This is a genomic window from Arthrobacter sp. MDT2-34-1 (genome assembly GCF_059091365.1).
Genome location: NZ_JBNHGO010000001.1, coordinates 2,168,943 through 2,192,757, shown reverse-complemented (window position 1 = coordinate 2,192,757; position 23,815 = coordinate 2,168,943). Strand labels below are relative to the sequence as shown.

Annotated in this window: 21 protein-coding genes; 10 read left to right on the top strand and 11 right to left on the bottom strand. The window is 63.6% G+C overall.

Annotation, left to right across the window (positions count from 1 at the left end; translation table 11 throughout):
- Positions 1–60 precede the first annotated feature (60 nt).
- The 5 genes from AC5RVV_RS10265 to dnaA form a co-directional block, all read right to left on the bottom strand.
- The gene (locus AC5RVV_RS10265) at positions 61–699 is read right to left on the bottom strand and encodes a DciA family protein (RefSeq protein ID WP_494001203.1); all 639 of its coding nucleotides are present in this window, start codon (positions 697–699) and stop codon (positions 61–63) included.
- On the bottom strand, positions 689–1,876 hold the full coding sequence (gene recF / locus AC5RVV_RS10260) for a DNA replication/repair protein RecF (protein ID WP_494001202.1): 1,188 nt from the start codon (positions 1,874–1,876) through the stop codon (positions 689–691). Before recF ends, AC5RVV_RS10265 begins: the two co-directional genes overlap by 11 nt.
- 10 nt (positions 1,877–1,886) lie before the next feature.
- Complete coding sequence (gene gnd, locus AC5RVV_RS10255) at positions 1,887–2,804, bottom strand: phosphogluconate dehydrogenase (NAD(+)-dependent, decarboxylating) (protein ID WP_494001201.1); 918 nt, start codon at positions 2,802–2,804, stop codon at positions 1,887–1,889.
- A 39-nt stretch (positions 2,805–2,843) separates the two neighbouring features.
- Positions 2,844–3,968 carry a DNA polymerase III subunit beta gene (dnaN, locus tag AC5RVV_RS10250; RefSeq protein WP_494001329.1) on the bottom strand — a complete coding sequence of 375 codons (1,125 nt, stop codon included), beginning with the start codon at positions 3,966–3,968 and terminating at the stop codon, positions 2,844–2,846.
- Positions 3,969–4,505: 537 nt separating this feature from the next.
- Positions 4,506–5,948 (bottom strand): chromosomal replication initiator protein DnaA, encoded by a 1,443-nt coding sequence (gene dnaA / locus AC5RVV_RS10245; RefSeq protein WP_494001200.1) that lies wholly within the window; start codon positions 5,946–5,948, stop codon positions 4,506–4,508.
- A gap of 401 nt (positions 5,949–6,349) precedes the next feature.
- On the opposite strand from dnaA, the gene rpmH reads away from it, so the two are divergent.
- The 8 genes from rpmH (at position 6,350) to AC5RVV_RS10205 (ending at position 12,110) form a co-directional block, all read left to right on the top strand.
- On the top strand, positions 6,350–6,487 hold the full coding sequence (gene rpmH, locus AC5RVV_RS10240; RefSeq protein WP_127513203.1) for a 50S ribosomal protein L34: 138 nt from the start codon (positions 6,350–6,352) through the stop codon (positions 6,485–6,487).
- Positions 6,488–6,558: 71 nt separating this feature from the next.
- The gene (gene rnpA / locus AC5RVV_RS10235; RefSeq protein WP_494001199.1) at positions 6,559–6,963 is read left to right on the top strand and encodes a ribonuclease P protein component; all 405 of its coding nucleotides are present in this window, start codon (positions 6,559–6,561) and stop codon (positions 6,961–6,963) included.
- A complete protein-coding gene (yidD, locus tag AC5RVV_RS10230) occupies positions 6,960–7,358 on the top strand; it encodes a membrane protein insertion efficiency factor YidD (RefSeq protein ID WP_494001198.1) in 399 nt (132 codons plus the stop codon). Before rnpA ends, yidD begins: the two co-directional genes overlap by 4 nt.
- Positions 7,358–8,323, top strand: coding sequence for a membrane protein insertase YidC (gene yidC, locus AC5RVV_RS10225; RefSeq protein ID WP_494001197.1), 966 nt, complete (start codon positions 7,358–7,360; stop codon positions 8,321–8,323). Before yidD ends, yidC begins: the two co-directional genes overlap by 1 nt.
- Positions 8,320–8,886 carry a Jag family protein gene (locus tag AC5RVV_RS10220; RefSeq protein WP_494001196.1) on the top strand — a complete coding sequence of 189 codons (567 nt, stop codon included), beginning with the start codon at positions 8,320–8,322 and terminating at the stop codon, positions 8,884–8,886. Before yidC ends, AC5RVV_RS10220 begins: the two co-directional genes overlap by 4 nt.
- Before the next feature lie 34 nt (positions 8,887–8,920).
- Complete coding sequence (gene rsmG, locus AC5RVV_RS10215; RefSeq protein ID WP_494001195.1) at positions 8,921–9,562, top strand: 16S rRNA (guanine(527)-N(7))-methyltransferase RsmG; 642 nt, start codon at positions 8,921–8,923, stop codon at positions 9,560–9,562.
- 184 nt (positions 9,563–9,746) lie between these two features.
- Positions 9,747–10,748 carry a ParA family protein gene (locus tag AC5RVV_RS10210; RefSeq protein ID WP_494001328.1) on the top strand — a complete coding sequence of 334 codons (1,002 nt, stop codon included), beginning with the start codon at positions 9,747–9,749 and terminating at the stop codon, positions 10,746–10,748.
- A gap of 84 nt (positions 10,749–10,832) precedes the next feature.
- On the top strand, positions 10,833–12,110 hold the full coding sequence (locus AC5RVV_RS10205; protein ID WP_494001194.1) for a ParB/RepB/Spo0J family partition protein: 1,278 nt from the start codon (positions 10,833–10,835) through the stop codon (positions 12,108–12,110).
- A 2,964-nt stretch (positions 12,111–15,074) separates the two neighbouring features.
- Here the strand turns inward: AC5RVV_RS10205 and AC5RVV_RS10200 are convergent.
- From AC5RVV_RS10200 to AC5RVV_RS10175, 6 genes are all read right to left on the bottom strand, one after another.
- Positions 15,075–16,262: an N-acetylmuramoyl-L-alanine amidase gene (locus AC5RVV_RS10200; RefSeq protein ID WP_494001193.1), complete on the bottom strand. Its 1,188-nt coding sequence runs from the start codon at positions 16,260–16,262 to the stop codon at positions 15,075–15,077.
- Positions 16,263–16,266: 4 nt separating this feature from the next.
- Positions 16,267–16,593: a thioredoxin gene (trxA, locus tag AC5RVV_RS10195; RefSeq protein WP_493978232.1), complete on the bottom strand. Its 327-nt coding sequence runs from the start codon at positions 16,591–16,593 to the stop codon at positions 16,267–16,269.
- A gap of 23 nt (positions 16,594–16,616) precedes the next feature.
- Complete coding sequence (trxB, locus tag AC5RVV_RS10190; RefSeq protein WP_494001192.1) at positions 16,617–17,600, bottom strand: thioredoxin-disulfide reductase; 984 nt, start codon at positions 17,598–17,600, stop codon at positions 16,617–16,619.
- Between the two features lie 142 nt (positions 17,601–17,742).
- The gene (locus tag AC5RVV_RS10185; RefSeq protein WP_494001191.1) at positions 17,743–19,269 is read right to left on the bottom strand and encodes an ABC transporter substrate-binding protein; all 1,527 of its coding nucleotides are present in this window, start codon (positions 19,267–19,269) and stop codon (positions 17,743–17,745) included.
- Positions 19,270–19,362: 93 nt separating this feature from the next.
- Positions 19,363–21,063, bottom strand: a complete 1,701-nt coding sequence (gene murJ, locus AC5RVV_RS10180; RefSeq protein ID WP_494001190.1) for a murein biosynthesis integral membrane protein MurJ — start codon at positions 21,061–21,063, stop codon at positions 19,363–19,365.
- A gap of 52 nt (positions 21,064–21,115) precedes the next feature.
- On the bottom strand, positions 21,116–21,640 hold the full coding sequence (locus tag AC5RVV_RS10175) for an NUDIX hydrolase (protein WP_493978228.1): 525 nt from the start codon (positions 21,638–21,640) through the stop codon (positions 21,116–21,118).
- Between the two features lie 103 nt (positions 21,641–21,743).
- Between AC5RVV_RS10175 and AC5RVV_RS10170 the strand changes: the two genes are divergently transcribed.
- Both AC5RVV_RS10170 and AC5RVV_RS10165 read left to right on the top strand, forming a co-directional pair.
- A complete protein-coding gene (locus AC5RVV_RS10170) occupies positions 21,744–23,210 on the top strand; it encodes a CCA tRNA nucleotidyltransferase (protein WP_494001189.1) in 1,467 nt (488 codons plus the stop codon).
- A gap of 1 nt (position 23,211) precedes the next feature.
- Positions 23,212–23,814 (top strand): histidine phosphatase family protein, encoded by a 603-nt coding sequence (locus AC5RVV_RS10165; RefSeq protein WP_494001188.1) that lies wholly within the window; start codon positions 23,212–23,214, stop codon positions 23,812–23,814.
- Position 23,815 lies beyond the last annotated feature (1 nt).

Genomic DNA, 23,815 nt, shown 5'->3' with positions numbered 1-23,815 from the left:
CACGCCGTCTAAGCGAGCCGGTGCCGGCTGCTTCCGGCCGGCCTCCCGCGAGGGGCGAAATCAGCCGTAGGTGTCCCGCGGTCCGCGGCCGCTCACGGACCTCTTGCCCTTGCGCCAATTGGGCGCTGCCGGCGCCAGCACCTGGATTTTAGTGACGACGCCGGGGCCCAGCTTTTCGTCGAACCGCTTCAGCAGGGCGGTGCTGAGCAATCGCAGCTGCGTGGCCCAAGCCGTTGAGTCGCAGCGGACCTGCACCGTGGTTTCCTCGAAGCTCTCCGGACGGCAGTGGGCGGCGATGTCCGCGCCGACCAATTCATCCCACCGCGAAATGACCGAGCCGACGGCCACCGGGGAGTTCCAGCCGCGTTCTGCGACGAACCGGTCGAACACGCGCCCCAAGCCCTGGGGGTCGCGGCCGAAATCCTGCGGGCCGGCGGACGGCCGCGCCCCCCGGGATGCGCGGCGGCGGCTGTTGGCCCTCGTGCGCACGTCGCCGCGGGCCGCCGCTGCAAGGCGTACCCGGTTCAGGACGGCTTTCGCGGCGTCCAGGTCTTCGACAGCTCCTTCGTCACGGGACGGCTCCGCTCCCGCCGGTCCCGCGGGCGGGGGAGGCACCGCCGGATCGGGCAGGCCCGGCCGCCGTCCCGCAGGCGCTGCCGGCTCCTGCGGCCGGGCCCGGTCAGGTGGTTTAGTGGCCATTGGCCACGCCTCCCGGCACTACCATGAACTGTTCCCCCGCCAACGCGTCGGGGATGTCTTCGGCCACCGCGGCTGTGACGATCACCTGCTCGGCGCCGGCCACGATGTCCGCGAGTTTTGACCGGCGCTGGTTGTCCAGTTCGGCGAAGACATCGTCCAGGATCAGGACGGGAGTCGCGCCGGGCGCAGCGTCGTCGTCGCAGAAGACGTAGTACGAGGCCAGCCGGAGGGCCAACGCCAGAGACCAGGTTTCGCCGTGCGAGGCGTAGCCCTTGGCCGGTGCCTGTCCCAGCAGCAGCTCCAACTCATCGCGATGCGGCCCCACCAGCGAGATGCCCCGCTCCGTTTCCCGCTTGCGCTGCTGTTTGAAGGCGGCAAGGTAGAGTTCCGCCAGTTCGGCCGTTCCCAGGCTTGCCAGCGGGGGAAGGCCCGCCCCGCCGTCGTTCTCCACCTCGCCGTCATCCGACAGCTGGCTGTGGATGGTGGAGCGGTAGACGGCGGCCGCATGTTTGGAGCCATCGGTAAGGGCGGCGTACGCCGCGTCCAGGTGCGGCTGCAGCAGGTCCACCAGTTCCAGCCGGGCCTTCAGCAGGGCGGCCCCTGCCTGTGCCATGTGCTGATCCCACACCTCCAAGGTAGCTTCATGGGCGGCGGTAAACCGTCCGCTGGCGCGCGCCGATTTGAGCAGGGCATTGCGCTGTTTGAGGACGCGTTCAAAATCGCTGCGGGTGGCCGCATGGTGCGGGACCAAACTGGCCAGCAGCTCATCGAGGAAGCGGCGCCGGTTGGACGGGTCGCCTTTGACCAGCGCGAGGTCTTCGGGGGCGAAGAGCACCGTGCGCAGGTGCCCGAGGATTTCCCGCGCGCGCACAGGGTTGGCGCGGTTAATCCGGGCCCGGTTGGCCTTGCCCGGGGTGATTTCCAGTTCCAGCGAGGTGCTGCGCCCGCCCCGGTCCACCCGTGCCCGCACCAACGAACGCGGTTGGTCGAAGCGGATGAGGGGTGCGTCATTGCTGACCCGGTGCGACGAGAGCGACGCGAGGTAGCCGATGGCCTCGACAATGTTGGTCTTGCCGACCCCGTTGGCTCCGACAAACACCGTAATGCCGGGCTTCAGGGCGATGTCGAGCTGCGGGTAGGTGCGGAAATCGGTCAGGGACAGGTATTCAACAAACAATGCGTTACAGCTACTTCGACTCGTTGCTTCGGCCGGCCTGGTCTTGTGCAGGCTTTCTGACTGCGTGGCCGCCAAACTGGTTACGGAGGGCGGCCACCATCTTCATGGCGGGCGCGTCGTCTTGGCGCGACGCGAACCGTGCGAACAGCGCGGCGGTGATGGCCGGGGCCGGGACACCGTGTCCGATCGCCTCCTCGACAGTCCACCGGCCTTCACCGGAATCCTCGACGTAACCGCTGACCTGGCTCAATCCCGGGTCCTCGTCGAGGGCCTTCACCATCAGGTCCAGCAGCCAGGAGCGGACCACCGTCCCCTTTTGCCAGGCCCGGAAAGTCCCCGGAACATCCTTGATAATGTCCTTGGCTTCCAGCAGTTCGTACCCTTCGGCGTACGCCTGCATCAGCCCGTATTCGATCCCGTTGTGCACCATCTTGGCGTAGTGGCCGGCGCCGACGTCGCCCACGTGGGCGAAGCTTTCCTCCCGGGGGCCCTCCGGCCGCAACGCGTCGAAGACCGGCATCGCTGCCTGGATAAGGTCGGCGCTTCCGCCGGCCATCAGGCCATAACCGTTCGCCAGGCCCCAGACGCCGCCGGACACGCCGACATCAATGAAACCTATCCCGCCTTCGGCCAGGAGGGCTTCGTGCTTTTGGTCTTCGGTGAACTTCGAGTTGCCGCCGTCGATCACCACGTCTCCGGCGGAGAGCTTGCCGGCCAGCTCTGTGATGACCGTGTCGGTGACCTCGCCGGCGGGCACCATGACCCACACGGTGCGCGGAACCGGCAAGGCCCGGATCATTTCGTCAACGGTCCCGGTGTCACTGACCTCCGGGTTCCGGTCAAAGCCGGTTACCTCGATGCCGCCGTCCCGAAGACGCTGCCGCATGTTGAAACCCATCCGGCCCAAGCCGATCAGTCCGATGTGCATCCGAGTCACTCTTTCCTCTCGTCCATGGGTCGGCGGGTATTACTGGTTGGGCAACCTCACCGGCATGAGCAGGTACCGGTAGTCTTCCTTGTCGTCGCCCTCAAGGTCGTCCTGGGCGGATATGACCGCAGGCTTCGGCGGCGTGGTAAAGGAAAACCGGACGTACTTGCTGTCAAAGGCGCTCAAGCCTTCGGACAGGTAGTGCGGGTTGAAGGCGACGGTGATTTCATCCCCGGAGAGCGACGCTTCGATCGCCTCCGACGCTTGGGCGTCTTCGCCGGTTCCCGCGTCCAAGGTCAGGAGGCCGTCGGTGAAGGCCAACCGGACCGGGGTGTTGCGCTCGGCCACGAGCGACACGCGGCGGACGGCTTCGATCAGTGTGGTCGTTTCGACTGTCGCATGGATCGGGGTGTTGTCCGGGAACAGTGAGCGGATCTTGGGATAGTCACCGTCCACCAGGAGCGACGTCGTGCGGCGTCCGCCGCTTTCGAAACCGATCAGTTCGCTATTGTCCGAAAGCGCGATGTTCAGGTCGCCGGAACCACCCAACGTCTTGGCTACTTCGCTCAAAGTCTTGGCTTTGACCAGCGCGCTCGTGGAAATGCCCGGTGTGGCCGGACGCCAGGACAGCTCCCGGAGGGCCAGGCGGTAGCGGTCGGTGGAGAGCAGAGTAATCAGGTCGTCTTCGATTTCCATCCGGACGCCGGTCAGGATGGGCAGGGTGTCATCGCGGCTGGCCGCAATGATGACCTGGCTGACAGCCTGGGCGAATGCTTCGCCGTCCACGACCCCGCTGACTTCCGGCAGCGCAGGGAGTTCCGGATAATCGCCCTCGGGCATGGTGGCGAGGTTGAACCGGCTGTTGCGGCAGGTGAGGGCAACCTTCGAACCGTCGGTTTCGATGTCGACAGGCGCCGACGGCAAGCTTCGGCAGATGTCTGCCAAGAGGCGTCCGGAGACCAGGATGGTGCCTTCTTCAGTGACGTCCGCCGGGATCTGGAGACGGGCGGAAATCTCGTAGTCGAAGCTGGCAAGGCTCACCATGCCGCCTTCGGCCCGGATGAGCAGGCCCGACAGAACGGGGACAGGCGGACGTGGTGACAGGGAACGGGCTGTCCATGTCACGGCTTCCGCCAGAACATCCCGATCAACTCTGAACTTCACTGAAGTAAGCCACCTTTCACAACGAACATGCCGGGGAAGACCGCCTGCGTCTGGCCGGGGTGCAGCGAATGGGACTGCGAACACCAGGTTGAAGCAGATGGCAACGATTCTCTGTGCAAGCTTAGCCGCAGCAACCGTCATTGCGCACCGAGAGTGCGCGGAGGTCCTGTTCGGCCGATTCGGCACGATGCATGGGAACCGGAACAGGGTCAAATGTTATTTGGAAGAACATCAATAAATGGGATTCGTAGTGTTAATAACTGCTGTGGATACTGTGGAAAACCTCGGTACGGCCTGCGCCTGAGCCGAAGTTGGGTGTTCACAAGATGTGCAGGGCGGTCGTCGCAAGCACTGGCAGCCTGTGGATGCAGATCCTTGTAATTTCGGGCGTCCACAGGGGACAGGGCACTTTTCCTCTTAAGGACTCGGGTTGTCCACTTAAGAATCCACAACCTTATCCACACCTGTTAATTTCACCGGTGTAGTTCCGGGCGGGGGCCGCCGCAGCCGCAGCCTCGGCCGCAGCCGCCCGGGAAGCTAGCTTTCGCGCTGTTGCTGCTTGATGCGGTTGGTCAGCTCCGTGACCTGGTTGTAGATGGCTCGACGCTCGGCCATCAACTCACGGATCTTCCGGTCGGCGTGGATGACGGTCGTGTGGTCGCGGCCGCCGAGTTCCTGGCCGATCTTCGGCAGGGACATGTCGGTCAGTTCACGGCACAAGTACATGGCAATCTGGCGCGCAGTTACCAGCGTCCTGGTCCGGGACTTGCTGGTCAGCTCCTCCATGCTGAGCTTGAAGTACGCGGCGGTCTGGCCAAGGATCGTGGCCGATGTGATCTCCTGTGCCCCTTCGTCGGTGATCAGGTCTTTCAGAACTATCTCGGCGAGACCCATGTCCACTGCCTGCTGGTTCAGGCTGGCGAACGCGGTGACGCGGATGAGCGCGCCCTCGAGCTCACGGATGTTGGTGGAGATCTTCGAGGCGATGTACTCGAGGACCTCGTCGGGGACGGACAGCCCCTCGCTGATGGCCTTCTTGCGCAGAATCGCAATACGGGTCTCCAGCTCCGGCGGCTGGATATCGGTCAGCAGTCCCCACTCGAACCGGGACCGCATGCGCTCCTCGAAGCCGGAGAGCTGTTTCGGCGGCAGGTCGGAAGTGATGACCACTTGCTTGCTGTGGTTGTGGAGGGCGTTGAAGGTATGGAAGAACTCCTCCTGCGTCGCGTCCTTGTTGGCCAGGAACTGGATGTCGTCGATCAGCAGGATGTCGACGTTGCGGTACAGCTGCTTGAAGCTGGCGCCCTCATCGTCGCGGATGGAGTTGATGAAATCGTTCGTGAACTCTTCCGAATTCACGTACCGGACGCGGATGCTGTTGTAGAGATGGCGCGCATAGTGCCCGATGGCGTGCAGCAGGTGGGTTTTTCCCAGGCCCGAGTCGCCATAGATGAATAGCGGGTTGTACGCCTTGGCCGGCGCTTCGGCCACCGCGACGGCCGCCGCGTGGGCAAAGCGGTTGGATGAACCGATGACGAAGGTGTCAAAAATGTATTTCGGGTTGAGCCTGCCCAGTTCAGGGGAAGCGGCTTGCGCCGCCGGCTGGGGAAGTGACTCGCTGCGCACGACCGCCGGGGCCGGGCGGGGCTCCTGTTCAGGTTCCGGTTCCGCCTGCGGAGCCATATCCGTGTCGACGCTGAAAGCGCAGAGGATGTCGTCCTTGAAGACTTCGAACAGGGCGTCGTGCAGAGGGTCTTTGAGCTGTTGCGACTGGAAGACTTCGCGTGTCAGTTCGTTGGGCACGGCCACCAGCAGGGTTGTGCCGATCAGGCCTTTGGCCTGCGCCAACACGATGAAGCCGCGCTGCCGGGGGGAGACACGATCGTCCTGTTCCAGCGTCCGGACCACTTTGCGCCAGGAACTTCCGACGTCATTTATCTGGTCCGTGTCCACGTAGTACCCCTCAGAAATGCTCAGCATGCTTCGGCATTTGCCGACAGCCAGCCCGAAATCCACAGACTTATTCACAGACGGTGGATAAGGGGCTCCTGCCAAGAGTAGAGCATGAATCTGCTGGACGACAGTTGGGATGCAGGCCCCTGTGGACGTCGCTTTCGAGAGGCGCTCCGGCCGCTCAAAGCGGCTTTGGCGTGGAGTTGTCCACAGGGGTTATCCACGGAAACGCCCGGGTGCGGAGAAGGCCGGTTTGACGGTACTCGCCGGCATCGCCTAACGTTGACTAGTCCTTCATGTCTACTTTGTTGTCCTTGTGCGTCCAACGCCCTGGCAATGGAATAGACCCCATATAGAGCGCCGACCTGTTCTTCCCCCTTGTTGCAATGGGTCCAACCGCATCTGTCGATCGTCTTGGAGTAACCACCGTGAGCAAGCGGACTTTTCAGCCGAATAACCGCCGTCGTGCCAAGAAGCACGGCTTCCGCCTTCGCATGCGCACTCGCGCCGGCCGCGCCATTCTGGCCGCACGCCGCAGCAAGGGCCGCACCGAACTGTCGGCCTAAATAGCCAGTTTGTCGACTCGGCTGTGAGGTTCAGTTCCCGCAGCGGCGTGTTTCGGCGGGCTGGGTAGCACATGCTTCCCAGCCAGCACCGGATGCGCACCTCGGCGGACTTCTCAACAACTGTACGTTCCGGCGCCCGCTCAGGGCGCCGGAACTTAGTGTTATATGCGGCGGCAGCAGACCCGGCCCGACCGGCATCTTTCGGCTTTATCGTCTCGAAGGCCGTCGGGAACGCCGTCATGCGCAACCGCGTTAAAAGGAGACTGCGGGAACTGGCAGCAGCCGGCTTAAGGGAGAATGGGTATTCCCGAGGGATCACCGTGGTTGTGCGGGCCCTTCCGGCAGCTGCCGACGCAGACTTCAACGCTTTGGAACTGGATTACCGGAAGGCTCTCAAGGCCGCCCTCGGCAAGTTGACCTTAACGCGCACCGCAACGACGGAAGCTGCGCACGGAGAGAAGGGGAGAGCCGAATGAGTGCCCGTGCCGTACCGGTTCCCGCCCATGCCGCCGTGCCCAGGAGGACCACGAGTCCCCTGCAGTATGCGCTGATCGGCGTGCTGCGCGTGTACCGCAAACTCGTTTCGCCCCTGTACGGCCAGGTGTGCCGTTTCTTCCCGTCCTGTTCCGCGTACGCATTGGAAGCAGTGACGGTCCACGGGGCCGCCAAGGGCAGCTGGCTGGCCGCCCGCCGCCTGCTCCGATGCCACCCATGGAACCCCGGCGGCGTGGATCATGTTCCGGCGTCTGTATCCTTCAACCTGTGGCTGCAGGAGAACCCTTCCAGAATCCCCCGGATCGTGGAGCTTAACCACCCACTCATTCCGGCCGACGATGAAGGCCGCGGCGCGGCCCGAGGAGCAAATCAGTAATGGACTTCTTAAACACCATCCTGACCCCGTTCACGTGGGTCGTCTCCGGGATCCTGTGGGCCTTCCACGCCGGCTTCTCCTGGCTTGGGATGGACCCGGCCAACGGCTGGACGTGGACGTTCTCAATCATCGGGCTGGTGCTGGTGATCCGCGCGGCCCTCATTCCGGTCTTCGTCAAGCAGATCAAGGCCCAGCGGGGGATGCAGGCACTGCAGCCCGACCTCCGGAAGCTGCAGCAGAAGTACAAGGGAAAGACCGACCAGCTGTCGCGTCAGGCCATGACGCAGGAGCAGATGGCGCTGTACAAGAAGCACGGCACCAACCCGTTCTCGGCCTGCCTGCCGATGCTGGTGCAGATGCCGTTCTTCTTCGCGTTGTTCAGCGTGCTGAACAACGCTTCGCGCGCCAGCGAGAACGGCGAGGGCATTGGCGCCCTGTCGCCCGAACTCATCCGTCAGTTCGACGACTCGTCCATTTTCGGTGCGCCGCTTTCCGCATCCCTCCTGCACGGCGGCGGGGGCGAGCAGCAGGTCGCCGTGGTCATCCTGTCGATCATCATGATCTTGGCGATGACTGCCTCGCAGTTCATCACGCAGAAGCAGATCATGGCGAAGAACATGTCCGCCGAAGCAATGCAGTCACCGTTCATGAAGCAGCAGCAGATGATGCTCTACATCCTGCCTCTCGTGTTCGGCATCGGCGGCATCAACTTCCCCATCGGTGTGCTGATCTACTGGACAACCACCAACGTGTGGACCATGGCACAGCAGTTCTTCGTGATCCGGCGCATGCCCACTCCGGGTTCGCAGGCTGCCCGCGAACTGGCAGAACGCCGTGCAAAGAAGGGCCTGCCGATGGTACCGCTGCTGGGCGAGCGGAAGACCGAGGCGCCGGCGGCCGATTCCCCGGCAGAGGTGAAAGGCCAGCGCCAGCAGCCACAGCGGAAGAACAGGAAGAAAAAATGAGCAGCGAAAGCGTATCCGAAGTGACTGAAGAACTTCCCGACGAAGAGGCTGCAGCGGACGAACAGCAGGAGGAAGCTGTTTCGAATTCTGCCAAACGTCTGGAAGAAGAAGGAGACGTGGCTGCGGACTACCTGGAAGAGCTGCTCGACATCGCCGATATCGATGGGGACATCGACATCGAGGTCCGCAACGGCCGCACCTACATCTCGATCGTCTCCGAAGAGGAAGACAACGACGCGCTCAAGGCGCTCGTGGGACCGGATGGCGAAGTCCTCGAAGCCTTGCAGGAGCTGGCCCGGTTGTCGGTTCTCACGACGACCGGCAACCGTTCCCGCCTTGTTTTGGACATCACTGGCTACCGCGAAGGACGCAGCGAAGAACTACAGAAGATCGCTGAAGACGCCGTCGCCGAAGCCAAGGAAACGGGCCGCGATGTAGCGCTCGAGCCGATGAGCGCGTACGAGCGAAAGATCGTCCATGACGCGGTTGCCGAGCTCGGCCTGATCAGCGAATCCGAGGGCGAAGGATCCAACCGCCACATCGTGGTGTCGGTGGAGTCCTGATCTTGTCCGGCGGAATGGTCTGATAGGCAGAGGTATGTCGGTAGTTGAAATGACTGTGGCAGAGTCCAGGGCTGCCCACGCGGTTTTCGGTGAACGCCTGGGCCTGGCGGAGCGATACGTTGCGCATTTGGCCACCTCAGGCATCGAACGGGGTTTGCTGGGCCCCCGGGAAGTTCCGAGATTGTGGAACAGGCACGTCCTCAACTGCGCCGTCGTCGCACACCTGATAGGGCGCGACGCCGCGGTCGCGGATGTCGGAAGCGGGGCCGGCCTGCCAGGACTGACGTTCGCGTTGGCGCGACCGGACTTGCGTTTGACCCTGATCGAGCCGTTGGAACGAAGGGTTGCCTGGCTCAACGAAGTCATTGAGGATCTCGCGCTGGACAACGTCACGGTGCTGCGGACGCGGGCAGAGCTGGCGGGGGACGACGTCACAGCTGACGTCGTGACGTCTCGAGCGGTGTCGGCACTCGACAAGCTCGCCCGCCTCTCAATTCCACTGCTGCATGGCACGGGCGAAATGCTGGCAATCAAGGGCCGCAGCGCAGCTGACGAGGTTCAGAAGGCCGAAAAGGTCATCAGGAAGCTCGGTGGCCGAGAAACAGAGGTCTTGACCGTCGGGGACGATCTCTTGGAAGAGCCGACGACGGTAGTCCGCATCCGTGTTGATGCTTGACCTGGTCCCCCACACACCCATGCAGCGCCCCGTGAATCCGGCCGCGCAACGATAGGCTAGGAGAGGTCGGTGGCGGACAGTGAAAGCGGGCGGAATCCAAGTGGCGATCAACAACACGGTGTCGGGTTTCACCGGGACCAAAGCCGAAGAGTCGTCGCACCTCGGAGTGGCTGAACAACCGAACATGGTTGCGCTCATACCCCCTAGCGGTCCTGTTTCACGTGAAACTTCCCCTGGGAACGAGGCTGAGATAGCCAACTCCAACATGAAGATAGAGGCTACGGTTTCAAACGTTATGGATTCGATTGACGAAAGCACACCGCTCGCGCAGGAATTGGCGAGCGAAAACCGCCGGCGTGAGAGGCTGAAGGCCAAGGAGCTTCCCAGGCCCGCCCAGACCAGGGTGTTGACGGTCAGCAACCAAAAGGGTGGGGTCGGCAAGACCACGACAACGGTCAATATCGCTGCTGCCCTTGCTACGGCCGGCCTGAACGTCCTGGTCATCGATATCGACCCGCAGGGGAACGCGTCAACAGCGCTCGGGGTCGAGCACCACGCTGACGTCGACAGTATCTACGACGTGCTGATCAACGATATGCCGCTCGGGGACGTGATCGCACAATGCCCCGATATAGCCCACCTCGTCGTCGCACCCGCCACGATTCACCTGGCCGGGGCCGAGATCGAATTGGTGTCGTTGGTGGCCCGTGAACAGCGCCTGCGCCGCGCCATCGAGGTTTACGCGCAGGAACGTGAGACGGCAGGACTGCCCCGGCTGGATTACGTCTTTATCGACTGCCCGCCCAGCCTGGGCCTACTAACAGTTAACGCTTTCGTCGCCGCCCAAGAGGTACTGATTCCCATCCAGTGCGAGTACTACGCCTTGGAGGGGCTGAGCCAGCTCCTCAAGAACATCGAAATGATTCAGAAGCACCTCAATGCTGGATTGGTTGTTTCTACGATCCTGCTGACGATGTACGACGGACGAACAAACCTCGCAGCTCAGGTTGCAGCAGAAGTGCGGGAACATTTCCCGAATGAGGTTTTAAGTGCGGTCGTACCGCGCTCGGTCCGCATCTCGGAGGCTCCGAGTTACCAGCAGACAGTGATCACCTATGATCCGTCGTCCAGCGGGGCCCTTTCCTATCAGGAGGCCGCAGCCGAAATCGCCGAGCGCGGCAAGTAACTGTGAAGGCGTACTGCAACGGTAGAATTACGCCTTAAGCGAGCATGTGCATGCTAGCTCGGCGCATGACGGAAGAGGGTCCAGATGAGTGAAAAACGTCGCGGCTTGGGAAGAGGCCTGGGCGCATTGATACCCAGTGCTCCGGCCCCAGCGGAGACCGAGTCCACCGAGGGGCAGGAAGCCTCCGCCAAACGTCGGACTCAGCGACCCGTAGACGTTTTCTTTCCCGCTTCCAGTCGGAGGGAAGAAGGGGACGCCGCCGTCCTCACGACGACTGACTCCGAGACCGTAACCGGATCGAGCGCCGCGCAGGTAGCCGAAGTGTTGCGGGCCCCGCGAAAGCTTGCGACTACTGGCAGCAAGAAGCCGGCGGCAAAGAAGTCTGTGAAGGACGATTCTTCCCGAGCGAATGGCAATGGCGCTGCCGGCGAATCGCACGCTTCCGCCAAGGACTCGGCCGAACCGGTTGGCAGGGACAGCGCCGGAGCTCCCTCGGCTCCTACCGAAGTTTCAGTTCCACGTGAAACGTCGGGGGCCGACCTAGTCGAGGTTCCCGGTGCCACTTTTGCCGAAGTCCTCGTTACTGCGATCCAGCCAAACCGCAAACAGCCTCGCACCGTCTTCGATGAGGAAGACATGGCGGAGCTGGTGCATTCGATCCGTGAGATCGGCGTCCTCCAGCCGATCGTTGTGCGACCTTCCGATGATGGCGGCGCGCAGTACGAGCTGGTTATGGGCGAACGCCGCTGGCGGGCCACCAAGGCTGCCGGCCTGGAAACGATTCCGGCGATCATCAGGTCAACCTCCGACGATGACCTGTTACGGGACGCCCTGCTCGAGAACCTGCACCGCAGCCAGCTGAATCCGCTGGAAGAGGCTGCGGCCTATCAGCAGTTGCTTGATGATTTCGGTTGCACGCATGATGAGCTTGCGGATCGGATCGGTCGGTCAAGGCCGCAGGTCTCCAACACTTTGCGGTTGATGAAGCTCCCTCCGCTGGTTCAGCGGCGGGTTGCGGCAGGCGTGTTGAGCGCTGGCCATGCGCGCGCCCTCCTTGGACTCACTGATCCTGGAGAAATGGAGAAGCTGGCGCAAAAGATTGTCGCCGAGGGCCTTTCCGTTCGGGCGACCGAGGAAATCGTTTCCCTGAGCGACGGCGTGCGACGGCCCAAACGCGAAAGCAAGCCCCGTGAGGGAGCTCGGCACGAACGGCTAGACTATCTGGCTAGTTCCCTGTCGGACCGCCTTGACACCAGCGTTAAGATCACCTTGGGTGCCAAGAAGGGCCGAGTAAGCATCGAGTTCGCCAGTGTTGATGACTTGAACCGCATCATGGACGTGCTGAACCCGGCGACGCCATAGCCTTCGTTCCACGTGAAACAATGGGCTCCGTTCCACAAGGACGGAGCCCATTGCTTTGCCCCGAGGTGCAAGTCCGGGTTGGTTCGGGTTCGCGGACATGCTTGGTGCACATCGCTTAAGCAAGCCTATTGACCTAGTTTGTAGAACCCGCGGTCGAATTCCGGTCTCGCCTGAACTTTTGGCAGCTGCACCCAGTGCGGAGTGTGGGAAGGGACAGGGGGAGTGTCGGTTCCCCTCCTCCCATTAGGGATCGGGACCACCGCTCTTGCGAGAACTCTGTTTCCGACTTGGACGTCTGTTTGGCGCGTTCTGCTAGCTCGTCGGCGTGGCGCTAGCAAGCCGGGTCTGTTACTAGGTGTTTCACGTGAAACTCCGGCGCCCGGGAGCAACGGCACGTGGCATCCTCGACCTGCAAAAGGTGAAGGAAGCGCCAGGTGCGTAGTAGCCACTGCGCCCCGCGCATTTGCACCTGCCGCAAAGTAGGTTTGGGGATGGCTGAAAGCGACATCCCAAAACGCCAGGAGTATGAGATACGCACATCAAATCCTGGCCGCTACGGGCACGGGCCGATAGGTGAGCTTGCAGAATCGGTAGGCCGCACGGGTTCGACCTCGGAAAGCGTGTTCGGGACGAGCAGGTGTAGTCCTAGCTCGCACTTCAACGTCGCCTTTCTTGGGGCTGAGCCTCAGCGGCCAGGCTCTGTCTCTTCTCCCGGAGGGCGACGCTGACATCCGACCGCTCCGAGCAACAAGAAGGTGAGCAGGCTCAGCCGAGCAGGGGAGAGGTTAGTTTCACGTGAAACTCCGGGTGCAGCCGCTGGATCATGTCTGATCCGCCTAGCGTCGCCCCTTCAGGCACCAAGCAATTGTGTCACCTGGACATCTAGCGTCCGAGAATAGTGCGCGGCGCTTGAGGCATAAGTTCTAGACATGAGCCTCACCCACACTGAACCCCCATGTCGTACGTTGCCGGCGGTGAGCAGCGACCTCATGTGTTGGAGATGTAGCTTCAGCTCCGCTTCGCAGGAGTGTTCAGCGGTGGCAAATGGGCAGATGCTCTTCCCGAATGTGCTGTGGAAGTAGAGCTTCAGCAAGGGCGGTGGATGCTCGGATAAACGCGGGAAGTGTTTCACGTGAAACTTGGGCAGTAGTTGGGATCTCATCCTCGACGTACGACGTGGCGGGGGCAGTTGGACAGATCCCATACGCGCCGGTTGTTCAACTGTTGTCCGGCCAGCCTCCCTGCCCTTTCGGGGCATGCATACTTCGCGTAGTCCCTGGAGCTAAAGTCCGACTATAGGGGAGGGCTGGCACCGCATAACGCCAACCCCCAAGGAGAAAAAGCGTGTTTCACGTGAAACCCCCGAGCGGCAGAGCAGAACCGGAAAGTGGACTAGCGAGGCGTCGGTGTTCGCCAGTTGCTCTCTGGAGCAACGGTTGGCCAGAAGCCCCTCCCGAGCACCGCATTTCACGGCGACAGTAGCCGCCGCGCTAGCAGCATCTTGCCTTGCCAGGCAGCCGTTAAACGGGAAGAAATTCTGGATGGTATCGGCTCTAGTCCGTGACCGTAGCTGCGGACAGCCAGATGGAAGGGGTAGACATGGCTCTCCCACTGCCCTTTCCGAAAGAGCCGGGAGGGCTGACGCGTTCGGTTGCTTTCCTATCCAAAATTCCGAGGCGTTCGCAGGGCGTCGGCCGGCGCAATAGCGCTCGTCGGAGTGGCCAGCAGACAATCGATTCTAGTGTGCAGCATCGCTCGGCCCACAAAGCGACCCCACATGTTTCACGTGGAACGAACCACGCTGGGTTCGGCCAAGTGGGAGGACCTAAGCATCAATGATCCAGGCCCGACGGCGGGCGGTTTGCCGCATGAAACCCAAGAACGCTCGCCAAAAGACGGTCAGCGCACTCGAACCTGGCGAAGGGCTCGATTGTCCCGAGCGCTAGGGCGTGGACGCCGGTCGTCTCAGCGACGGAATTGTCGTCGACTGGCTGAGCTGCATAGCAGGTCGGACCGGAGATTGAGCGTGCACCACCGCCCCGCAGAGGATGAAGCGGTCGCACTCCAGTATGTCTTCCGAGAGAGCTCGGGGCGCCTCATCCTGGAGTAGCGACACCAAGGGGCCAGCCCCGCAACTGAAGCTAACCCCCGAGCGGGGAATGCTCACGCGGAACCGTCGGTCCTCGGCGCTCCCATACTTATAGGCCCTTATCGCGCTAATTCAAATCAAAAAGCTTTCCGCATCCTTCCTCGGCGGCGTGGGCGAGCGCTCTCGCACCGCCATGCGAGGGAGGCGGATGAGGCAACGCAGTGAAGGGGCCCTGGATGCCGCTCCTCGTCGCATGTAGAAGCAAGCAGAAGCCCTAGCCTTTGAAAGTCGTGCAGTCGCAGTCCTAGCGTCCACCAAACGCGCACGATGAGCGGCGTGCGGTCTTCAGCGCGATCGCTGAGCAATTTGGACACCGAAATGGCCCTTGCTGTAAGTTTCACGTGGAACGATGCACAATCCGGGTCCGCCCGGTGCAGCCGTTTCTAGATGCTTTGTCTGACGCGGGATAGGCGGGATCCGAGGCGGACAGTCCGGGCATGGGGGAAAAGACAACCGGTTCTTACAGTCGACAGGCCGATAGCGGGGGAGAGGCGAACTTCGGTCACAGGCTTCCATTACCCGCGTATTCGCTGCCAGACACCTACAGGAGCAGGGACGACAGCGACTCGCCCACGTAGACTATCCACTTTCGAGTCCAACAAGAACGATAGTGCCAGACGGATATCCAGTAGTACCCACATTGTCGTGCTTCCCGGTCCGTCGGAGGCAATGGCCTCTGGATCCTCCCCCCGGGTGCAGCGGGGAGACGGGGCGAGGGCACGGTTAGCGGTACGTTTCGTTTCACGTGAAACGGCCGACAATGAAAACCTGCCGCGCCTGTTCCACATGAAACAGGGGAGTGAGGCGCCCGGGAGTCAGGTACCTGGATTGAAGCGGAGAACGTCGTCGAGCGCCAAGGTGCCTGTCGGCTCGTCGTCCTCTTCCAGCAGATAAAGCCGCTGGATGGCGATGACAATGGAATCGGCCAAGACCTGCCGGTAGATAGGATCAGCGAGCCGGCGGGAGTCGAACGGGCTGCTCAAATAACCGAGATCCAGCTGCACCGAGGGGGTGCTGGGCAGGCGCAGGATATCCCAGCTGCGACCGTGGATACCCAGGTTGGTAGACCCTGTGCGGGCCACGATCTCCTTCAGGATAAGTTCGCCGGCGCGGTGCCCAATGGGAGAACGCACTTCACCCGATTCAGGACGGCCCCAAAAAAAGGCGCTGACGCCGTTGGCTGCCTCTTGCGGCAACCAGTCACAGTGGAGGGCAATGCTCAAGCTCGGAGAAGACCTTTTGATAAGCAAAGTTCGGTCTAAACCACCGCCGTCGGTTGGCTTGTCAATGATTTCCACGCTGGCACCGAGCTCGGTCAGGATCTTCTTTACGCGGCTGGCGACGTCGCCGGCGACGAGTTTCTCGGTCAGACGACTGCCGGAGGCAACGTCGGGGCTGTCTGCCCAGTGCGCTGCGCCGGCGCCGGGAGCGAGGGTGATAGTCCGGCCGCGCAGTGCCGCAGAGGCTTGGTTGAGCCGTTCGTAATCCCGGAGCGAGAACGCCTGGCTCGGACTGATCGTCCTATTAATGCGTTCCATCGAGGCAGTCAACTGTTGATCCGCGACGCCGGAAGGTTCGAGCCCTAGATTCAGCTGCAGCTCGCGGACCGCGTGGTAGGTCCGCTCCCCATACTCGCCATCGATGTGACCGTAGTAGAAGCCGAGGAACGACAATTGGCGCTGGAGCTCGGTGACATCGTCGCCACGAAGAGGCAACGCGTCCAGCGTGAATATCAGCGGACGGTCCCCGAGCTTGAACTGTGCCTCAGCCAGGGCTCGTTCGGTCTCCTGACCGACCACGCCATCAACCATCAGCCCCCGGGCCTGCTGGAAGGTGCGTACGGCCGCATCTACATGGTCGTCAAAGACCGTGGGGTTGTTTACTTGATCCGGCGCTAAATAGGCCATGGAAATGCCAGCGCGTAGTAGCCCTTCACGAAGGGCTACTACGCGTCGACTATTGTCTGAACGGCGCAGGCTCTGGTCTGCAGCGTCGTTTTCCATCTGGCTAGTTAAGGAATTCTGCGAATTCCTGCTCAATGACCTGCTTCGGCTTGGCGCCGATGGATGTCGCGGCCACCGCACCGTCCTTGAAGACATAGACGGCTGGGATGGAGGTGATGCCGTATTGGGCTGCGGTGGCCGGGTTGTCGTCCACGTTGAGCTTGACGACCTCTACCTTGTCCGAATGCTCAGCAGCGATGTCATCGAGAATCGGCGAGAGCATGCGGCAGGGACCGCACCACTCCGCCCAGAAATCGACGATCACGGGCTTCGCGGACTGCAGGACATCCGCGTCGAAAGTAGCGTCAGTGACATCTTTTGCGTTGCTCATGCTTTTCTCCTTTTACAACCGGTTCAGACTGTTGCGGGTTCGGCGACGTCGGCCAAGGTGTCTGCGCGCTCAGCGAGATAGTGTTCCACATCGATGGCAGCCGCACAGCCGCTGCCCGAGGCGGTGATGGCCTGGCGGTAGGTGGGGTCAATAACGTCGCCGGCAGCGAAGACGCCCGGCAGGGAGGTGCGGGACGACCGGCCCTCGACGGCGATCGTGCCCTCGGGGGTCAGTTCCAGCTGGTCCTTGACCAGGGAGACCCGAGGATCGTTGCCGATGGCGACAAACACGCCGGTTACCGGCAGCACCGACTCGGAACCGTCGACCGTGTTCTTGAGCTTCAGCGCGCTGACCTTGGTGTCGCCTTCAAGCCCGACGACTTCCGAGTTCCACACGAACTTGATCTTCTCGTGGGCCAGGGCACGGTCCTGCATGATCTTCGAGGCACGCAGGGTGTCCCGCCGGTGGACCACAGTGACAGACTCCGCGAACTTGGTCAGGAAGAGGGCCTCTTCCATCGCGGAGTCGCCGCCGCCGATGACGGCGATGTTCTGGCCCTTGAAGAAGAAACCGTCACAGGTTGCGCACCAGCTGACGCCGTGGCCGGCCAGGCGCTTTTCGTCGGGCAGCCCCAGTTCCCGGTAAGCGGAACCGGTGGAGATAATCACGGACCGGGCCAGGAAGGTTTCGCCGGAGCCGATGGTGACCTTCTTGACCGGACCTTCCAGTTCAAGGCTCGTGACGTCTTCAAACAGGATTTCGGTGCCGAAGCGCTCGGCCTGCTTCTGGAAGTTCTCCATCAGCTCGGGACCCAGGATGCCGTCAGGGAACCCGGGGTAGTTTTCCACGTCGGTGGTGTTCATCAGCTCGCCGCCTGCCTCTACGGAGCTGGCGATGAGCAGTGGCTTGAGATTGGCACGCGCGGTGTAAACAGCTGCCGTGTAGCCGGCCGGACCGGACCCAACGATGATGACGTCGCGGACGGACGGTGTGGTATCTGTGCTCACTGCCTGCGAACCTCTTCCTCTGATGTTGATGTAACCCTAAGGGCCGGCCACCCCAAAGGAGCGGTTAGCCCGGCACTTGTCTCAACGGCCGGTGCCCCCGGCTTATTCCGGGGAGGTTATTGAGCAGCCGCTCCTGAACGGGCTAGGAGACTTCGATCTCGGCCATGCGGATGCCGAAGGGCATGCCGCCCATGGGGTTGGACAGCCTCGGCAACTGCGTGAAGTTGATCAGGACGTACTGCGCTTTGGGCGCCGCGCCGTCCTGTTCAGGCACCGGAATAGTGGTCTTCTGTGCCGTGAAGCTTCCCTGCGCGACCTGGTCGGCGCCGTCCAGCGTCGGTTCATCGTTCAGGAGCACGGAGAAGTTCCCTCCGGTGCCGCTCAGTTGGGTCAACACTACCGAGCTGATGCTTGAGGACTCTTCCAGCTCGACAACCAGCGCCATGTTTCCGGCGTAGCCGCCGAACTGGTCCGACGCGTACTGGTAACTTGCCCAGTAAGTGGCGGGGTTGCCGTCGATGGCTTCGGGCAGTTTGCCGTCGTTCTCCACGTCGAGTTCCGGCAAGTCCGGAACCTGACGGGTGAGACCGGCGATGACCGGCTCGACGACTTCATCGGCCGGAGCCGACGTTTCTTCTGCCGCACCGGTCTCTGCGGGGCCGGATGCGGCCGCGGTTTCGTTTCCGCCCTGAGAGCCGCCGGCGACGGGGCCGCCGCGGAACAGATTCAGCTGGCTCACCGCCACCACGATCGCGATCACCAGCAAGACGGCGAGCAGCCCGCCCACCAGCAACCTGGAAGACCTCGGGCTGTTGCGTTCCTCGTCGTCGTATTCGTCGTACTCGTAGTCATCGACCGCGGGTTCGCTGCTGCTGCGTGCGGCGGACGGGAACATGCCGGCCGACCGCACACCGGTCGTGTCGTCGTCCCCGGGCCACAAGCTGACTTTGGGCTTGTCTGCCGGAGCCGGAGCCGCAGCCGGCCGGCCGGCCGCCGGAGCCTGCGACACCGGCGCCGTGGCGGGGCTCGCGGCCCGCGGAGCCGGGGGAGCGGAGGGCGGCGGCGGCACGTGCGCCCCGGCAGATGCTGCGGCGGCCGCAGCTCCCGCAGCGGGCCCGGCGCCGGAGGCCGGGGTTCCAGGACGGGCGCCGAACCGGGGCTTGGACGTCCCGTCAGTGCCGTTCCGGCCCAATTTGGGCAGGTCGAGCTTGTTCAGCCTCTCGCGCAGGCTCTGCCGAGGCTCTTCGTCGTAGTCCTCGTACTCGTATTCGTCCTCATACGGCTCCGGCTCCGTGGAACGGGCCTGGCCGAAGATTTCCGAACCGAGTGTGTCGGTGAAGAAGGGCTCTACATACGGCCCGTCCTGCTGTATGACCAGGTCCAGGAGGTCGGCCGCCTGGGCCCCGTTGGTCACCAGGTAGGTGAACCCGTCGGCATTGCCGAGGTCCAGCACCTGGACGTTGCCCGCCCGTTCGCCGGTGGCGATCTCGCGGGCGCTCATGGCGACCTGGCTGGCATTCTCCGGCGCTGCCACCAGGATGCTGACCGGCCGGTTGAGCACCTGGTCAATGCCGTCCAGGACCAGATCGTTTTCGGCGGACGCAAGCACTTGGGCAGTGACCTTGTAACGGCCACCAAGCAGCATGCCCACATCAACTGGCTGCGGCACTAGTTCCTCCCGGCGAAATGTCCTGGGCGGGTGCCCGTGACTGGATAATTTGGTTTCCATGCTATCCGCTGCCGGGCCCGATACCCGCTTCTGTCAGGCGCGTCCAGGCAACCGTTTAAGTAACGGCCGCAGGAAGTCCTGCAGCTCCTCGACCCGAAGCGCGCGCAGGAGCAGCAGGTATACCGCGGCCATGACCAGCCCGACGACGGCGATGGTCACCATGGCGGTGGCGATGGACTGCCAGGCGAATCCGCCGTTGGCGTAACCGCCGAGCAGCCACAGGACCGCTGCGCCCACCAATCCGGAGCCCAGGCCGGCATAACCGAGCCGGATGTAGGTATCCACGACGCGGCCCGCGCCGTAGTCGCCCAGCCGGCGGCGGGCAAAGTGGTGGGCAAGGACCGCCGAGACCACGTGGAACACCGTGAACAGCAGCGCCAGCGCGTAGACCACCAGGGTGGGATCGATCAACCAGGCGATCAGCACGGCCAGCACCACCGACGCGCCGGAGCAGATCGCCTGCATGATCAATGGCGTTTTGGCGTCTTCCTCCGCATAGAACACCCGGCCCAGGAAGAAGTAGATGCTCATGAAGGGCATGCCGGCCGCGAGGATGGTCAGCACCTGGCCCATCGACGCCGCGGAAGCCGCCGCGGTGGGGCCTGACCCGGCAAACAACCGGGCCAGGGGGCCGGCCAGCACCACCACGGAGGCGGCCCCGAAGACGGTGGCGACGCCGATAGTGCGCAGCCCCGAGTTCACGGTGTGCCGCACGTCGTCCACCGCCCCGATCGATTGCTGGCGGGACAACTGGTTGAACAGCACCGTGGCCACCGAGAGGACGAAGACCGAGTGCGGCAGCATGGCGATCAGTTGGGCGGTATTCAGGGCGTACTCGCCGGGGACCGAGGCGCCGGGCCCCGCCAGCTCGGCGCGCGCGGCCGTGGCGCCGGAGGCGATGGACCCGTAGAAGAGGTAGGCGGTGTTGGCGATGACCATGGTGGCCAGGCTCCACATTGCCACTCTTCCGGTGGCGGCGAAGCCCATGCCGCGCCAGCCGAGCTTGAGCTTGAGGCCCATCCCCAGCCGTCCCAGCGGCCACAACAGGATCAGCGCCTGCAGCACGATGCCCAGCGTGGTGCCGCCGGCCAGCACCATCGTCTGGGCGCCGGTCCAGAGCTCCGGGTTGTCCTTGCCGGGCAGGTAGCGGCCGTACAGTGCGATGTACAGCGCCAGCGTGCCGATGGCGACGACGTTGTTCAGGGCGGGGGCCCACATGTACCAGCCGAACCGGCCGTGGGCGTTGAGCACCTGGCCCACCACGGCATACAGCCCGTAGAAAAAGATCTGCGGCAGGCACCACACGGCGAAGACGGTGCCGAGTTCCAGCATGACCGGCGTCCAGCCGCGGGTCAGGACGGAGATGATCGGCGCGGCCAGCAGGGTCGCCAGCAGCGCGATCCCGGCCAGCACCAGCAGCGTCAGGCTCAGCAGCCGGCTGACGAAGTCCGCCCCGCCGTCGCTCTTCTGGCTGGCCTTGATGATCTGCGGCACCAGCACCACGTTGAACACCCCGCCCGCCAGCAGCAGGTAGATGATGTTCGGGATGGTGTTGGCCTTCTCGAAGATGTCGCCCATCGTCGTGTTGGCGCCGATCGCGACCGCCAGCAAGGCGGTGCGGACAAACCCCAAAACGCGGGACACCATGGTCCCGGCCGCCATGATGGCACTGGACTTGGCTGTACTGTGCTGCTGCACGGACGGGCTGGGGGAGGGGGTCTGGGTCTCGGACATCGTCCTCTATGTTCTCACCTGAAAACGGCGGGATTGCCGGATCCGGCCGGGCTCAAAGGTGCCCGGGCAGGACTTCCCGGGCCAGGTCCACGATCCGCCGCTCGTTGGGGAAGGACAGCTTCCGGCCCAGCTCCGCCAGCGGAACCCAGGCCACGTCCACTGCCTCATGGTCCGGATCATTCTCGATCGTCAACAGGCCGCCGGTGGCCTCAAGCAGGAAATGGTGCACGGTCTTGTGGACGCGGTGGCCGCTGACGGTGAACCAGTAATCGATGCTGCCCAGCGTGGCCAGCACGCGGCCCTTGATCCCTGTTTCTTCTTCGACTTCCCGGACGGCGGCCTCTTCATTGGTCTCCCGGCCCTCGGGGTGGCCCTTGGGCAGGCACCACTCGAGCCGGCCACCGCGGTTGAAGCGGGCGATGATCGCCACGTTCAGGTCCGGGGTCGACGTATCGACCACCACGCCGCCGGCCGAGATCTCCTCGACGGTGGGCAGGGAATGGTGTCCGGGCGCGGCGCTGCCCACTGACGCTGTCAGCGGGGTGCGCTTCGGGGCGCTCGGAACCGGGTGTGCCATGCAGTCCACTCTAACGATTTTTGTTAGGGGCCGATGATGCCGGGGCCGAGCCGCCGGGACTTTGTTAAACATCGCGCCCCGCATCTGGCACGCTTAAGTCACTATGGTTCACCTTTTTGGTTCGCAGTTCGCATCAGCACCCGGTTCCAGCGTCCCGTCCCTGCCGTTGCCGGACGTCGTGATCGAACTGGGAGAACTGTTTGCGGCAGCGGGCCACGAACTCTCGCTGGTCGGCGGACCGGTGCGCGACCTGTTCCTGGGCCGGATCTCCCCGGACCTCGATTTCACCACCGACGCCGATCCGGATGCCACCATCGCCGTCGTCGGGAAATGGGCGGACAAGTTCTGGGAGATTGGCCGCGATTTCGGGACCATCGGCCTGCGCAAGGGCCAGCACATGATCGAGGTGACCACCTACCGGGCCGAGGCCTACGACCCGGATTCCCGCAAGCCGGTGGTGGCTTTTGGGACGTCCCTGGAGGACGACCTGTTCCGCCGCGACTTCACCATGAACGCCATGGCGCTGCGGCTGCCGTCGCTGGAACTGGTGGATCCGCACGGCGGCGTCAAGGACCTCCACGCGGGCGTGCTCCGCACCCCGGGCGCGCCGTCGGCGTCGTTCTCCGATGACCCCCTCCGGATGATGCGTGCCGCGCGGTTCGCCTCCCAGCTCAACGTGGCCGTGGCACCCGAGGTGGAGGAGGCCATGACGGACATGGCCGCGCGGATCGAGATCATCTCCGCCGAACGCGTCCGCGACGAACTGACCAAGCTGATCAACGGCAAGGACCCGCGCGCCGGCGTGGACCTGCTGGTGGACACCGGCCTGGCGGATTACGTGCTGCCGGAGGTCGCGGCGCTGCGGCTGGAGATCGATGAGCACCACCGGCACAAGGACGTCTACCAGCACTCGCTCACCGTGTTGGAGCAGGCCTGTGCCTTGGAGACGGACGACGACGGCGCGGTGCCGGGTCCGGACTTCGTCCTGCGGTTCGCGGCCCTGATGCACGACGTCGGCAAGCCGGCTACCCGCCGGTTCGAACCCTCCGGTGCGGTCAGCTTCCGCCACCACGACGTGGTGGGTTCCAAGCTCACCGCCAAGCGGATGAAGAAGCTGCGATTCGACAACGACACCATCAAGGCGGTGTCCCGGCTGGTGGAACTGCACATGCGCTTCTACGGCTACGGGGAGGCGGGATGGACGGATTCGGCCGTGCGCCGCTACGTCAACGACGCCGGACCGCTGCTGGAGCGGCTGCACCGGCTGACCCGCTCCGACGTGACCACGCGGAACAAGCGCAAGGCGGAGCGGCTCGCCTTCGCCTACGACGACCTGGAGCAGCGGATCGCCACGCTGAAGGAGCAGGAGCAAATGGACGCCGTCCGGCCGGATTTGGACGGCGCCCAGATCATGGCGTTGCTCGGGATCCAGCCCGGCCCGCTGGTCGGCCGGGCCTACAAGTTCCTGCTGGAAGAGCGGCTGGAGAACGGTCCGGCGGCGCAGGAAGAGGCAGAAGCGAAACTGCTGGCCTGGTGGCGGACGCAGCCGGAATACGCGGAGCAGGCATAGCATGGCCGCGGCCGAACCGCATGATTTCCCGGTGTTGTGGCTGATGCGCCACGGCGAAACCGAGTGGTCGCGCGACCACCGGTACACCGGGTTGGCCGACCTTGAGCTGACTCCCGCCGGGGTCCAGCAGGCCCGCGACGCCGCGGCGAAGCTGGCGGGAGTCCGTTTCCACACCGTCTTGACCTCCCCCTTGGCGCGTGCCCGCCGGACGGCCGAACTGGCCGGCTACCCCGAAGCGGAGGTGGTGGCCGAAGCGCATGAATGGGACTACGGAGACTATGAAGGCCTGCAGAGCGCGGCCATCCGGGCCAAGGATCCCTCCTACCTGATCTGGACCCACGGCGTACGCGGCGGCGAGTCCCTGCAAGAGGTGGCCGACCGGGCCGACCATGTGATCGCCAAGGTGCTGGACGGCCCTTCGTCCGAACCGCCAGGGCCACGCCAGGTCTTGCTGGTGGCACACGGGCACTTCCTCCGAGTGCTTGCGGCCCGTTGGCTCGGCCTGGAAGCCATCGAGGGCCGGCACTTCGTGCTGGACACCGCTGCCGTCTGCCGGCTGGGGTGGGACAAGAAGACGCCCGCTATCGCGGGTTGGAACCTCTAGC